This is a genomic window from Enterococcus sp. DIV0240d (assembly GCF_051711245.1).
Taxonomy (GTDB): domain Bacteria; phylum Bacillota; class Bacilli; order Lactobacillales; family Enterococcaceae; genus Enterococcus_D; species Enterococcus_D casseliflavus.
Window position 1 is genome coordinate 3,140,063 of the sequence record NZ_JBIOMG010000001.1, and the last position, 12,662, is coordinate 3,152,724.

Genomic DNA, 12,662 nt, shown 5'->3' on the forward strand with positions numbered 1-12,662 from the left:
TAGGGTCTGAAATGAAGAAAAACTTAGAACTCTACTGCTATTTAAAAAAGGCGTAATTTGGTATTATCCTTGGTACAGCAATACTTTAGACGCTTTTCTTTTCATCAACTGTTTTTTTAGCAAAACCAACAGTATAGGATTTCAAACGGCTGCCCACTTTCCTCAAACCAAGAAAGGCTCCCGTTAATGCTATCGTATAAAAGAACAACGGAAACCCTGCGAGTGAAAAAAAGACCTTCCCGGTTTCTAGAAACAGCGGGTGACTCAGAAAGATCAATCGACTAGCCTCAGCTGCTTGTTTTGCTTGCCAAGTCCGCTTTGGGGGTTGCTGCTTGATCAGCCAAGCAAGGAAAAAAAGAGTCGTCGGCACAAAAAACAGCATGAAATTCTTATCGTCCCCCTGATTGAGATACACCAGTCGACCTTCAATGCCTAATAAGCAAAGAGAGACCGCGAGTTTTCTGCCAAGATGCTTCGTAAAAAAAGGGTGTTTTTGGTGTTCTCTTAAACAAACCCCACACAGTAAAAATAAAAACCCATAAAAGAGTCCGTTTCTCGTTGTAAAAAATAGTGTCCGATAGCTTTGATAGCATACCAATAAAGGTCCACTTAAATAACTGCTGTACGTTTCAAGACAGCCAATCACATACAAACTGATCGCCAGTAAAAACTGCCGCCGATAGCCAAGAAAGCGAGTTTTTCGTACTAACCACATGCCAAAGAGCAACGCTGGAAAATACCAAAGATGGTACCAGACCCCTACTGTAAAAAAGCCAGTAGCCAAACCGATGACCCGTAATGAATCAGCAAGATTTTGCTGCCCTAAATAAAACCAGCCTAAGGGAAGATACACGATCGACCAACGCAAGTAAAGCTTGAGTTGTCGTTTGCACCATTGCTGCCATGAACAGGTACTCTTTTGAAAAAAATAGCCATTCAGCAGCAGAAAAAAAGGAACTGCCAAACGACATAAGAGACTCTTTAACAAAAAATGAAGCCCGTTGTTTTCTGCCAGTCGACCACAGTGAACGAGAATCACCAGTAAGGAAGCGATGAATTGGATGTAGCCAATTGGAACCATAGGTTGTTTTGTCTTCATTCAATCGTTTCTCCTTTCTCTGTCAAATTTGATCAAACATCCTTCACTTTACTGGCCCTTTCTTTTTATGACCAGCACTGAAAGCTTCCAGAATAGAAAGACAGTGCAACAAGTAGAAACATTGATAAATAAAGGATGTTACCCTTTGTTGCATCGTTAATTTCATAGATCCTCGTTCGCATAGAAAAGAGTTTGCTATAATATATAAGAAGAATGATGGAGGCAAAACAGACACATGGATATTGGGAAAATTATTAAAGAAGAACGCACCAAACGAAATCTCACGCAAGAACAATTGGCGCAGGAATTTTTTGTCACTCGGCAACTGATTTCAAAATGGGAAAACGGCAAGAGCTATCCTGATCTAGATCAAGTAGTCAAGCTGAGCAACTATTTTGAATTGACCTTGGACTATTTATTAAAAGAAGACAAACAGATGGTCCAAGAACTCAATCTGACCACCCACCGCAAACGAATTGGCCTCGTATTGATCGCCCTTTTGACTGTTCTCAGTATTAGCTTAAGTACGATTTTGCTGGCAGGATTTTGGATCGATCCAGTCTTTTTCACAAAAGAAGACCTAGCGATCACTTCTATTAAAAAGTACCACTTGCCTGCCACTGAGATAACGAATCAGGAAACCGGACAAGTGATTCAGCTGCCTGAAGATACGGAATACTTGATCACTTATACGATCGATCGGCCGCTGGTAAAAACGGGCCGTCTGTCGGGTTATAAAGAATACAGCAGCGAAAATGCCAGTCAATTAACGGCTTTTGGTCATCGCGGTTTTCATTTTGGCACGCAAACAAGCAAAATCGTCATTCGCAGTAATCGCGAAGACAATTTAGCTGCACCAGAATTAAATGCAGGCAAGGATCTTTATCTTCGTAATATGAATAAAGCGCGCGTCTATCAAAAATCAGCAGCTGGTGTCGCATTTTCTATCGAAGATGAAGGCGACCTCCTCTTTACTGCAGAAGAACTGGCGCAATTGCCCTTTGAACAAGGACAGCTGCCAGAGTAAACAAAAACCACCGAATCGTTTTGATTTGGTGGTTTTTGCTGACTTTCTTATCCTAGCAAGATCATTGCGATCGCCGCCAAGGCGTTATTGAGAAAATGCATGGCGATGGCTGTTTCTAGACGCTTAGTTTTTACATAAATCAACGCCATTATCAGTCCCATAGCACCATAAATCAAAAACTCGACCAGATTGGTGACGGAATGGATGATACTAAAAACGGCTACACTTGAAATGATCCCGACTATCGGGTATTTCTTGAATAAAAGGCCGATAAACCCACCACGGAAAACGATTTCTTCCATGATTGGCGCCGCCACAGCGATCAATAGGAAGATCAAAAGCGGATTTTCGCCTGTAAACAGTTCCCCTAACAATGCATCATTCGCGGTCGCCTCTTGATCCGATATATACTGCAGATACATGGTACCACCAACAGCAACGACTCGACCTAAAACAAAACCACCGATGATCCATAGCCAGTTGCGCTTCGTTGACCAGCCAAAGTCAAAGGTGGCAAGTCCTAGCTTCCGAGCCAAATACATCAGTAGGCCAATGTTTGCCAAAAGCAAGGCAATCAACCCATAGCTCATCATCGCAGGAATCCTCGGTTCTCCGGCTTCCAAATAATAGATTTTTACCACACTGAATACGGTCATCCCTACTTGACTTAGTAAGAATAAGCCAATCAAAATAAATAAGTTCTTTACTGCTTTCATGCTCTCCTCCATCGTTTGCTCATTGCATTTTGCAGGATTGGGTTACGACAAACCATGACACAGCCCATCACTTGGTTCCCCATATATCCAGAAACTGCTTAGCCGCTATCGGCTTGTTTCTAATGATACTGAGTTTCCTCAGTATTTACAACAAATAAAAAATAAAAACAGTTATTTTGCGTATTTTATCCAACAAACCACGTTTTTTCTTTCGCTGCTCTCAAAAAAATATAAGTAGTATTTGAAAAAAGCGCTCTCTTATGCTACACTGTTCCTACTTTTGTTTGGCTGACGAACCGCTGCCCCAACCATGTTCGTTTGGACCAACTCGTTGCGAGTATTCGATTTCGAATGCTCTTTTTGTCGCGTTTGTCAAAAGAAAGTGAGTGAATCCAAATGATCCAAGTAGAACACCTCAGCAAGACCTTCCAAGTATCCAAGCGAAAAAGCGGCTTTCGCCAAGCAGCCAAAGCCTTTCTTTCTCGTGAAACCACCACCGTCCATGCGTTGCAAGACATCAGCTTTACCATCAATGAAGGCGAAATGGTTGGCTACATCGGGCCTAATGGTGCTGGAAAAAGTACCACCATAAAAATCATGTGCGGGATTTTGACCCCTGATCAAGGCATTTGTCACATCAATGGTCGTACGCCTTGGCAAGAACGTATTCAACATGTCAAAGACATCGGCGTCGTCTTCGGGCAGCGCAGTCAACTCTGGTGGGATGTCCCCGTCAATGACAGCTTTGATTTGATCCGTGATATCTACAAAGTCGACGCTGCTAGTTATCAGCGCAACCTAGAAGAATTAGTCACCTTACTAGATTTAGGTGAGATCTTAAAAACCCCTGCTCGGTCCTTGAGTCTCGGTCAGCGTATGCGCTGTGAGATCGCCGCCTCCTTACTCCATGACCCCAAAATCTTATTTCTTGATGAACCCACCATCGGTTTAGATGCTGTATCAAAGATTGCCATGCGTCAGTTTATTAAAAAAAGAAACCAAGAAAAAGGCACCACAGTCATCCTGACGACCCACGATATGCAAGATATCGAGGCGCTGACACAGCGAATTCTGTTAATCGGCAAAGGGCAAATTTTGCTGGATGGTCGCCTCGATGAACTAAAGCATCGTTTTTCTGATGTCAAAACGCTGGAGATCGACTATCAAGGGAATGAACCTCATCTGCCAGAAAACGTCCAGCTGCTTCAAAAAGACGTTGGTCGCCTTGTTCTGAAACTTGATCCCAAAGAAGTGTCAGTCGCTCAGCTGCTCAGTCTGCTCAGCAATCAAGTCGAGATCACCGATTTGGCCGTTGCCAGTATCACCGCCGAAGAAATGGTCGCCAAGCTGTATCAGGAGTATCAGATATGAGGAAGTATCAGGCATTTTTCCGCATCCGCTTTATCAACACCTTGCAATACCGCTCGGCGGCGATTGCCGGGATGGCTACGCAACTAGCTTGGGGCTTGATGGAAATTCTGGCATTCCACGCCTTTTACCAAGCAGATCCTAGTGCCTTTCCCATGACCTTTCAACAAACCGTCTCCTATGTTTGGCTCCAGCAAGCCTTCTTGTCTTTATTTATGTTGTGGTTCTTTGAGGCAGAAATTTTCAACACCATCACCACAGGGTCGATTGCCTATGAACTTGTGCGGCCGATGGATCTATACAATCGCTGGTTTTGCCAATCGGCTGCCAATCGCTTAGCAAAAGCCGTCTTGCGTTGCGGACCGATTTTTGTGATTGCCTTTTTACTGCCAGCACCTTATCGTTTAATTCTGCCAGCAAACATCGTTGCCTTGTTCTTGTTTCTTTTGTCCATGGCGCTGAGTTTAGGTGTAGTGATCGCTATGTCGCAGCTGGTCTACATCTCGACTTTTTATACATTATCCTCCATCGGGGTGCGGGTCGTCATCAGCTCCATCGGTGAATTTTTAGCTGGTGGGGTCATTCCTCTGCCTTTCTTTCCGCAGCCTTTTCGCCAATTCGTGGAACTACTGCCTTTTGCTTCCATGCAAAACGTCCCGCTGCGAATTTACAACGGGGATCTGACTGACTTGGCGCTGGTTTCAGCATTGCTCTTACAAGCCTTTTGGCTCGTACTTTTGATCGTGATCGGAAAAATTTGGCTGCAGCAGGCGCTCAAACGTGTCGTTGTGCAAGGAGGTTAAGGAATATGGTTTATTGGCATTATTTTTGTATCCATCTCAAAAGTCAGATGCAGTATAAAGTTTCCTTTGTGTTAACCGCTTTGGGACAATTTCTAGGCTCCTTTACTGCTTTTTTAGGCATTTGGTTTATGTTTACCCGGTTTCATCAAGTGGATGGCTTTACCTTTGAGGAAGTCCTACTTTCCTTTGCAACGGTTTTGTTTGCCTTTTCGATTGCGGAATGCTTCTTTCGCGGGTTCGATCTTTTTCCGCAAATGATCAGTAATGGCGAGTTCGATCGAGCACTCGTGCGCCCTCGCTCCTTGATTTTTCAAGTCTTAGCTTCCAAAATGGAATTCTCGCGTCTCGGCCGTTTTATTCAAGCCTTGCTGTTGTTTGCTTATGCGATTCCTAATAGTGGAATTGCTTGGCATTTTGGAAATGTCCTGACTCTTTTTCTGATGATCGTCTGCGGCGCCCTCTTTTTCGCCCTATTGTTCTTAGTGTATGCCGCCATTTCCTTCTTTACGATCCAAGGACTTGAATTTATGAATATTTTTACCGATGGTGCCCGCGAGTTCGGCCGCTACCCCTTCAGTATCTACGGAAAACACGTCTTGCGTTTATTGACCTACGTCGTGCCGATGGCTTGGTTTCAGTATTATCCGTTTCTGTATGTCATTGGTCGCGTAACTAATCCTTGGTGGATCTTATCACCCTTGGTTTGTCTACTCTTTGCCTTTCCCGCCTTCTTCTTTTGGCGAGTAGGTTTGAAGAATTATATTTCTACGGGTTCGTAAAGAAAAAGGAGCGCCTCTCTTTGAAACTAAGAGAATGCGCTCCTTTTTTATTCGGTTATTTCAAGTGAAAAACAGCCTCTCCTTGCTGAATATCGCCATCTGTTCGCAGGCAATTCCCGCCTTGTTCCTCCATGAAGACAACGATCACCATGGTCTCTTTGCCCATTTCCTCAACTGCTGCTACATCCATTTCTGCCAGCAACTCACCTGTCGTGACTGACTGGTTTTCTTGGACCGCGATCGTGAAGGGCTCCCCTGCTAACGCCACTGTTTCAATTCCCATATGGATCAAAAGGGAACGGCCATCCACCAACTCAACGGCTAAGGCATGCTGTGTTGGAAAAATCGTTCGAACCGTCCCGGCTGCTGGTGCATAGATTTTTCCGTGATGATGAGAAACGGCAAATCCATTTCCCATCATTTTAGACGAAAATACCTCATCTGGTACTTCTTCGATCGGTAGCAGTCGGCCTGTTGCCGGTGCACAAATTTCTATTTTTCTTTTAAAAAGCATCCGTAATTCCTCCTTAGATTGCCGACAGTGTTCTCTGACAGCTAGAATAGATAAGAAAAGCTACGAAGGGCAATAAACCAAAGATAAAGATGGCAGTATCGAGGGACAGCACCTGCGAAAGAAAGCCGCCAGCTAATGGCGAAAGAAACGATGCCGCACCAATGTACACACTGATCGATATCAGTTGTCCAGAAGAAAAAACAGCTGGCGGTGTAATAGCACTGATAATCATTCGACTGCCGATGGTAAATGCCGGTACAGTGAAAAACTGCAGAAAACTGGCTGCCAAAAGTAAGAATGGGCTACTAGCAAGCCAATAGACAAAAAATTGTAAGGTTAAAAATATGCCTGCAATCAAAATCAAGCGCTCATTTTTCCATTTAGCAATCATGCGATTCAGCAAAAGGTACGCTGGAATTTCACAAAAGGATTGGATCGACCATTTCAGACCAACAAATTCACTGCCTCTTTCCATTGTAATCAGCTTGTCGATAACGACCGTATTGTTCGCAACGATTGTCAAGTACAAGAGAAAGAACAGTCCCGTATAAACCAAAAAGCGTCGGTCTTTGCATAACAGAAGAATGTCTGCCAGCGAGACACCGCTGTTTGTTGCTGTTCCTTGCTTTTGCGGTAAGGCGTTTTTCTCTGGGATCGTTCGTGAAAATGTATAATTGATAAGCAAAAAGAGGAGCAGCGGCAAACTAAACCAGCGATAATTATTGGAAAATAAAAAGAATGGCACGCAGACACTCATCATACTCCACCCTAAAGAGCCGTTTGCTTTGATTGAAGCAATTCTTTTTGAAGTACTGGACTCCGATAATACCCAGTTATCGAGCACCGTTGCTGTTGTATTGGCTAATCCACCCGCAATAGCCAATACCAGAAGATGGATCAGCCAGTGGTCTTTTCCTAACCAATAAAAACTAATGGAGAAGAAAACCAGAAAGATCATCAGAAGCATCGAAATACGTTTTAATCGTTTGCTCTTGTCCGAATAATAGCCGATCACTAACTGAAAAAGAATTGTCGTGATGCTGTAGGAGGCTAAAAACCAGCCTCTTTCAAGCGCATCATAGCCTTGCTCAGTTAAAAAAGGAACGATTTGTGTCATCAAAATCGCCATCGTTGCATATTGAACAAAATAGATTACTTGAAATTTGTGTTTGATTTCCATTCTTTGTTTATGATCGGCTGAAGGAAATTCCTTCAGCCGATCCCTTTCCTTTTACCTGCTGGACCTATTTTAGTTCTGGCCAATATGGTTCGTTCGCCACAATCATTTCATCTAATATTTCTTTGGCGACTTTCGCACTTGGTACAGTTTTGTTCATAGTAAAGGACTGCCATAATTTTTGGTAAGACTCTTGTTCCCAAGCATCAACTGCCAATTTTTCAGATGCGATCTGCTGCTCCATCAATCCCTTTTGGAATGTTGGAATATCACCGATCGACAAGACTTCGTAGCCATCTTTTCCAACTAGACAAGGTAGTTCCACCATTGCATCATGGGCAAAGTTGGCAATTGCGCCGTTGTTTTCAACAATAAGAATCATGCGTTCTTTCGTATTAAAGGTTAGTGCGCAAGCAAGGTCTGTAATAAAGGACGCATGTTCGTTTGAGGCAAATGTTGTATCAACTGCTGTGTTGTTTGCAACGATTCGTCGGCATTCATCAAACACATACTTCTCTCGTCCGTCAATAATCTCATTGGCACGGGTATACTCTTTGTCCGCATGAGCCACCGTTTCATCAGCCATCAAATAATATTTCAGATAGGTATTCGATAAAAATTCTGGTTCAATTTCGTGCAGATCTTTAGCCGCCCACATCGTTTCCAGCCAACTGCTTTCTTTATGCTGGCCTTTTTGTGTTTGTTCGGTGTAGCCGTACTTTTGAACATGCGCACTGATTTGTGGCATTAAGTCATTGCCGTCATGGTCTTTGATGCTGGTCCACCAACCAAAATGATTCAAGCCGAAATAGCTCGTCTCAAATTCTTTCCGATCCTTCAACCCAATCACTCGCGCCATGATATCTTCCAAACAAACTGGCATATCACAAATATTGATGATTCTTGAATTTGGTCGGAATCTTCTGGTCGCTTCGGCAACGACTGCTGCTGGGTTAGAATAGTTCAAAAGCCAGGCATCTGGCGAGTATTTTTCCATGTAGTCGACTAGTTCTAAGATCGGTCCAATCGAGCGCAGGCCATAAGCTAAACCACCAGGTCCGCAGGTCTCTTGTCCGACAACATTATGCCTGAAAGGAATTTTCTCATCTTGTTCCCGCATAGCATATTTGCCGACACGAAGCTGTGCCATCACGATATCCACATCCGTAAAAGCTTCCTTTGGATCGGTTGAATATTCGAACTGCACTTCTGGCGCTCGCTCAGCAATAATGATTGCACAAGCTTTTGCTACGGTTTCTTGACGCTTTTCATCGTTGTCATAGAATTTGATTTTTCTAACTGGAAAGCGCTCTTGACTTTCTAATAACATCATAACCAGCGATGGTGTATAGGTACTTCCGCCACCTGCAATTAAAATTGAACTTTTTTTCTTACTCATGGTACTTGTTCCTCCTTGTGATTCTGTTTTATTCGGCCATTAGTTCTTCGAATGATTCTCTAACCGTTGGTACCGTTAATCCTACAATGATTTGAATGCCGCCATTTCCCGGGTTGACCAGTCCTGAGGCACCTGCTTCTTGAAACTGCGTACTATCTGCAACTTTGGCGGCATCCTTAACAGTCAAACGCAGGCGTGTCGCACAATTCGTTACATCAATGACATTGTCTTTTCCACCTACCAAGTGCATATAGGCCTGTGCTTGCCGCACATGTTTTGGTAATTTTTCATCTTGCTTTTTGTTGTCATAATCTGCTTTTGTATACAACTGCATTGCTGCAGTATCATCCTCACGTCCAGGCGTTTTTAAGTTGAACTTCTTGATCATAAAGGAGAACACAAAATACCAGATAGCGGTAAAAATCAGCCCGATAATGATTTGGGTAATATAAGTTGAACTGTGAAATTTCCACAAGGGCAGCCAATTTAGACCTAACCAGTTGATCAATCCGCCGCCAAAGTCCCCGACAACCCCGAAAGCATAGGAGATTGTGGCGATCGAAGCATCCAGTAAAGCATGAACAAACCATAATGCTGGTGCAACAAACAAGAAAGTAAACTCGATTGGTTCAGTGATTCCGGTCAAAATAGCCGTCAATGCTGCCGGTGCAATCAATGCGATCACTTTTTTCTTTTTATCAGGCCGAGCCGCTTGGATCATCGCTAAACTCAGACCTGCCGTTCCAAAGACTTTCGACATTCCTGATAGTGAGAAACCGCCAAACGGATAGAGCTCTTTCAGCGAAAACGCAGTAGTTTGGAACTCGCCAATGTGGGAGGCCCAATAAACGGCCATTCCCCCTTCGACAACCGCACTGTCATAGGCAAACGGTGCATAAACAAAGTGATGCAAGCCTGTTGGAATCAGTATTTTTTGCAAGAACTGATAAATAAAGACACCGAAGTTTCCTGATTCAATGAAAAAGCCTTGCATGCTTCTCATTCCCTCTTGGATAACTGGCCAGACAAAACACATGAGTACTGCCAAAGGAACCATGGCAAAAAAGGAAATCATGGTTACAAAGACTGAGCCACTGAAATTCGACAGCATTTCTGGCAATTCTTTTTCATAAAAGCGATTGTGGAGATAGACAACGATTCCCGAAATCAGCAAGCCGCCCATCATGCCGGTATCTAAGGTGATGATTCCCGCAATCGATGTCAACCCAGAACCAGCAGTTGCCCCTTGAGCTAAATCCACCGCAAATGATTCTGGCCACAAAGTTAAAATTGCATTTACAAAATAATTAAAAGCGATATAAGTAACGAGTGCTTCCATCGTAGCGCGGGCGGCGTATTTTTTAGCTAGACTGATCGGCAGCCCTACTACAAATAGAAGTGGCAATTGGAAGAAGGGTGTCCAGCCTCCTGCTGCAATCACATTCCAAAATTTGAACCAGAGGGTATCCGGTGCTGCGATGTCCCCCATGATCGTTTGATTCGAAAACAGCAGAGAAAAGCCGATAACGATCCCAAAAAAGGAAAACAGCATGACCGGTGCCAGCATCGCTCCGCCGAACCTTTGTATTTTTTTCATCATAGTTTTTCGTCCTTCACGTTTTTTAGTTAAGCGCTTTACTGATTCTCATTTTACTATTAAAATGATGCTATGAAACCCTTTTCCGTTGTTTAAAAGTTTCTCACATTTGAAAGGTTTTTTTCACATAAAATGTGAATTGTCACACAGAATCAATGGAGAGATAAAATGAGGAGATAGCCTATGCTGCAAGACCGTATCACTACCTACCAGTCAAGACTAACCGAGAATGACTTTTTGATCTGGTCCTACATCACAACTCACAAAAAGCACTGCTTGGCAATGTCCATCAATGATTTAGCCAAGGAGTGCATCGTTTCTAGGACGACGATTATGCGCTTTTGTCAAAAAATCGGCTTTGATGGCTTTTCAGAATTCAAATACCATTTAAAGAACGAGGTACAACAAGAAAATGCCCTACTCTCTGAGATTGAAGGCGAAATTCTCGACAATCATATTCAAACGATTGAAAATTTAAAAAAGAAAGATTTTACAGCATTGTGCAAGATGATGGCTCATGCCAAACGAATCTTTGTCTATGGTTCAGGGGACATTCAAAACCTTGTTTCCAATTATATGAAACTCTTATTTTTGCCTAATGGACTACTTGTCTACGATTTTGGTGCGATCTCAGTCAATGAACAATTTTATCGCATCATCGAGCCAGATGATTTAGTGATTTTGATTACTTTAAATGGTGAGTCACCCACCGTTGTCAAACTAGCAAAGCAACTGAAACAGCGCAACATCAACACGATCGGGATCACGAAGCTGAGAAACTCAACGGTTTCTAAACTCTGTTCTGAAACGATTTTCTTTTTAAATCCAGAGATCCAGTCAACCGAAAATGCGATCGCTCCCTTTGAAACGACCGCCACACTTTTCTTTGTGATCGAGTACTTATTGTTAAAATATGATGCTTGGCAAAAACAAGCCGCAAGCGTCTCAGAGCCATAAAAGTTCTCTTGGTTTTCCTTAATTCATTTAACTTACAGTATTTTGAAAGACGCTTGAATAAGCCATTTTCAGCCAATTTCTGCTAGGAAAAGCAGCCAATCTCTGGTAAGATAAATAAAAACGTAAAAGAGGACCAGTTATGGAATATTTAGCGATTTTACTTGTTTTCTTTCTATTGAATGTAGTGATACTTGTACTTGGATTGAAGAAGAAACGAATCATTCTGCTTTTTCTGTCACTCTCTGGTTTATTGTTGGTTTGCTTGATTGCCATTTCTTACGTTTTCTTCTATTCAAATACACTTTAAGTCGTCAAAAACACGGGAAGCTGGCTACGAACCTACCGAAACAAACGAGGCTGTTTTAGTCATTACACCCGACGTATAGGACACATTTGTTAAAATTAATTTGAGAAAAAAAATGACTGTGACATAAGTCGCGAAAAAAGCGTAATGAATAACGGATATCCGTTCATTCATTACGCTTTTCTCTTGTTTTTTTTCATGATGAATAATTAAACGAGCTATACTCTCCACATGTTTCACAGATATAGTAATAGTTGCGTTTCTTCTTATTATAAAGTTTCAACTTCTTCCCATTTTTACAACTCTTGCATTCTTCTAATTCAGTCAAGGTTTTATAATAAAATAACTCACTGATCATTTCTGGATAAAAATGCGCAAGCAGCTCAATCAGCTTTTTTCTGTCAACCAACAGTAGATTATCACCGGCTATTTCTAATGCTTGATCTGTAAAAAAATGTGTAGTGATGAAAAGCCCATTGGGAAACCCTTTGTCTGGAAAAATCCATTTAAATGCGGCAACGAGTGGCTTACTGATCCGCTCCGTTGTCTTTTGCGGATTCCAAGCTTTACATTGGACCGCTATTGCCTTTTTATTATTAGAAAAAGCATACACATCAATACCACCATCTTTGTAACCATCGATGTTTTGGACGGTATATCCCATCTTTTGTAAAATACATTCAGCAATATAATTCAAATCCTCAGATTTACAGGTTTCTAATTGAGCCACAATCTTTTTCAATTTTTTCGGGTATGTACGTTCATTAAAGTTGCTTAGTTCTGGTAAATTAATAACTTCCTTCTTTTTCTTAAATGAAAACATGTCTCTTCCTTTCTTGATTGTTTTGGATGTGATTAGTTAAAGCTTAGCTAGTAAGTGGTCTTTAATTATGTAGAATAAAACTGGTTCTTAAGAGAGGAA

Annotated in this window: 13 protein-coding genes; 5 read left to right on the top strand and 8 right to left on the bottom strand. The window is 42.3% G+C overall.

Annotated elements, in window-relative coordinates; genetic code table 11:
* Positions 1 to 85 precede the first annotated feature (85 nt).
* Entirely contained in the window at positions 86 to 1,099 is a 1,014-nt protein-coding gene (locus IGJ25_RS15120) for an acyltransferase family protein (RefSeq protein ID WP_010749953.1), read from the bottom strand.
* A gap of 235 nt (positions 1,100 to 1,334) precedes the next feature.
* Between IGJ25_RS15120 and IGJ25_RS15125 the strand changes: the two genes are divergently transcribed.
* Positions 1,335 to 2,126 (top strand): helix-turn-helix domain-containing protein, encoded by a 792-nt coding sequence (locus IGJ25_RS15125; protein ID WP_010749954.1) that lies wholly within the window; start codon positions 1,335 to 1,337, stop codon positions 2,124 to 2,126.
* A gap of 47 nt (positions 2,127 to 2,173) precedes the next feature.
* On the opposite strand, the gene IGJ25_RS15130 is transcribed toward IGJ25_RS15125, so the two are convergent.
* Positions 2,174 to 2,842, bottom strand: coding sequence for a CPBP family intramembrane glutamic endopeptidase (locus IGJ25_RS15130; protein ID WP_010749955.1), 669 nt, complete (start codon positions 2,840 to 2,842; stop codon positions 2,174 to 2,176).
* A gap of 396 nt (positions 2,843 to 3,238) precedes the next feature.
* Between IGJ25_RS15130 and IGJ25_RS15135 the strand changes: the two genes are divergently transcribed.
* From IGJ25_RS15135 to IGJ25_RS15145, 3 genes are read left to right on the top strand one after another with little or no spacing between them, the layout of a single operon-like run.
* On the top strand, positions 3,239 to 4,213 hold the full coding sequence (locus IGJ25_RS15135; protein ID WP_225000607.1) for an ABC transporter ATP-binding protein: 975 nt from the start codon (positions 3,239 to 3,241) through the stop codon (positions 4,211 to 4,213).
* Positions 4,210 to 5,013 carry an ABC transporter permease gene (locus tag IGJ25_RS15140; RefSeq protein WP_010749956.1) on the top strand — a complete coding sequence of 268 codons (804 nt, stop codon included), beginning with the start codon at positions 4,210 to 4,212 and terminating at the stop codon, positions 5,011 to 5,013. The genes IGJ25_RS15135 and IGJ25_RS15140 overlap by 4 nt, the downstream gene beginning before the upstream one ends.
* 5 nt (positions 5,014 to 5,018) lie before the next feature.
* Positions 5,019 to 5,792: an ABC transporter permease gene (locus tag IGJ25_RS15145; RefSeq protein WP_005228413.1), complete on the top strand. Its 774-nt coding sequence runs from the start codon at positions 5,019 to 5,021 to the stop codon at positions 5,790 to 5,792.
* A 55-nt stretch (positions 5,793 to 5,847) separates the two neighbouring features.
* Here the strand turns inward: IGJ25_RS15145 and IGJ25_RS15150 are convergent, their stop codons facing one another.
* The 4 genes from IGJ25_RS15150 to IGJ25_RS15165 all read right to left on the bottom strand — a co-directional run bounded on the left by IGJ25_RS15150 (position 5,848) and on the right by IGJ25_RS15165 (position 10,482).
* Complete coding sequence (locus IGJ25_RS15150; protein WP_081116043.1) at positions 5,848 to 6,306, bottom strand: PTS sugar transporter subunit IIA; 459 nt, start codon at positions 6,304 to 6,306, stop codon at positions 5,848 to 5,850.
* A 13-nt stretch (positions 6,307 to 6,319) separates the two neighbouring features.
* Complete coding sequence (locus IGJ25_RS15155; RefSeq protein ID WP_010749958.1) at positions 6,320 to 7,486, bottom strand: MFS transporter; 1,167 nt, start codon at positions 7,484 to 7,486, stop codon at positions 6,320 to 6,322.
* Between the two features lie 64 nt (positions 7,487 to 7,550).
* Positions 7,551 to 8,882 carry a 6-phospho-alpha-glucosidase gene (locus tag IGJ25_RS15160; RefSeq protein ID WP_010749959.1) on the bottom strand — a complete coding sequence of 444 codons (1,332 nt, stop codon included), beginning with the start codon at positions 8,880 to 8,882 and terminating at the stop codon, positions 7,551 to 7,553.
* A 28-nt stretch (positions 8,883 to 8,910) separates the two neighbouring features.
* Positions 8,911 to 10,482, bottom strand: coding sequence for an alpha-glucoside-specific PTS transporter subunit IIBC (locus IGJ25_RS15165; protein WP_010749960.1), 1,572 nt, complete (start codon positions 10,480 to 10,482; stop codon positions 8,911 to 8,913).
* A gap of 180 nt (positions 10,483 to 10,662) precedes the next feature.
* Here IGJ25_RS15165 and IGJ25_RS15170 point away from each other — a divergent pair, with 180 nt between their 5' ends.
* On the top strand, positions 10,663 to 11,436 hold the full coding sequence (locus IGJ25_RS15170; protein WP_010749961.1) for a MurR/RpiR family transcriptional regulator: 774 nt from the start codon (positions 10,663 to 10,665) through the stop codon (positions 11,434 to 11,436).
* A gap of 27 nt (positions 11,437 to 11,463) precedes the next feature.
* Here the strand turns inward: IGJ25_RS15170 and IGJ25_RS15175 are convergent, their stop codons facing one another.
* Together IGJ25_RS15175 and IGJ25_RS15180 are read right to left on the bottom strand one after the other, a co-directional pair.
* On the bottom strand, positions 11,464 to 11,709 hold the full coding sequence (locus IGJ25_RS15175; protein WP_225000608.1) for a hypothetical protein: 246 nt from the start codon (positions 11,707 to 11,709) through the stop codon (positions 11,464 to 11,466).
* A 227-nt stretch (positions 11,710 to 11,936) separates the two neighbouring features.
* Entirely contained in the window at positions 11,937 to 12,563 is a 627-nt protein-coding gene (locus IGJ25_RS15180) for a restriction endonuclease (RefSeq protein WP_010749962.1), read from the bottom strand.
* Positions 12,564 to 12,662: the final 99 nt, after the last annotated feature.

Coding starts and splice junctions, on each gene's coding strand:
- IGJ25_RS15135 (WP_225000607.1), top strand. CDS start 3,239: ATGATCCAAGTAGAACACCTCAGCAAGACCTTCCAAGTATCCAAGCGA.
- IGJ25_RS15165 (WP_010749960.1), bottom strand. CDS start 10,482: ATGATGAAAAAAATACAAAGGTTCGGCGGAGCGATGCTGGCACCGGTC.
- IGJ25_RS15140 (WP_010749956.1), top strand. CDS start 4,210: ATGAGGAAGTATCAGGCATTTTTCCGCATCCGCTTTATCAACACCTTG.
- IGJ25_RS15170 (WP_010749961.1), top strand. CDS start 10,663: ATGCTGCAAGACCGTATCACTACCTACCAGTCAAGACTAACCGAGAAT.
- IGJ25_RS15120 (WP_010749953.1), bottom strand. CDS start 1,099: ATGAAGACAAAACAACCTATGGTTCCAATTGGCTACATCCAATTCATC.
- IGJ25_RS15150 (WP_081116043.1), bottom strand. CDS start 6,306: ATGCTTTTTAAAAGAAAAATAGAAATTTGTGCACCGGCAACAGGCCGA.
- IGJ25_RS15160 (WP_010749959.1), bottom strand. CDS start 8,882: ATGAGTAAGAAAAAAAGTTCAATTTTAATTGCAGGTGGCGGAAGTACC.
- IGJ25_RS15180 (WP_010749962.1), bottom strand. CDS start 12,563: ATGTTTTCATTTAAGAAAAAGAAGGAAGTTATTAATTTACCAGAACTA.
- IGJ25_RS15130 (WP_010749955.1), bottom strand. CDS start 2,842: ATGAAAGCAGTAAAGAACTTATTTATTTTGATTGGCTTATTCTTACTA.
- IGJ25_RS15155 (WP_010749958.1), bottom strand. CDS start 7,486: ATGGAAATCAAACACAAATTTCAAGTAATCTATTTTGTTCAATATGCA.
- IGJ25_RS15145 (WP_005228413.1), top strand. CDS start 5,019: ATGGTTTATTGGCATTATTTTTGTATCCATCTCAAAAGTCAGATGCAG.
- IGJ25_RS15125 (WP_010749954.1), top strand. CDS start 1,335: ATGGATATTGGGAAAATTATTAAAGAAGAACGCACCAAACGAAATCTC.
- IGJ25_RS15175 (WP_225000608.1), bottom strand. CDS start 11,709: ATGGCAATCAAGCAAACCAACAATAAACCAGAGAGTGACAGAAAAAGC.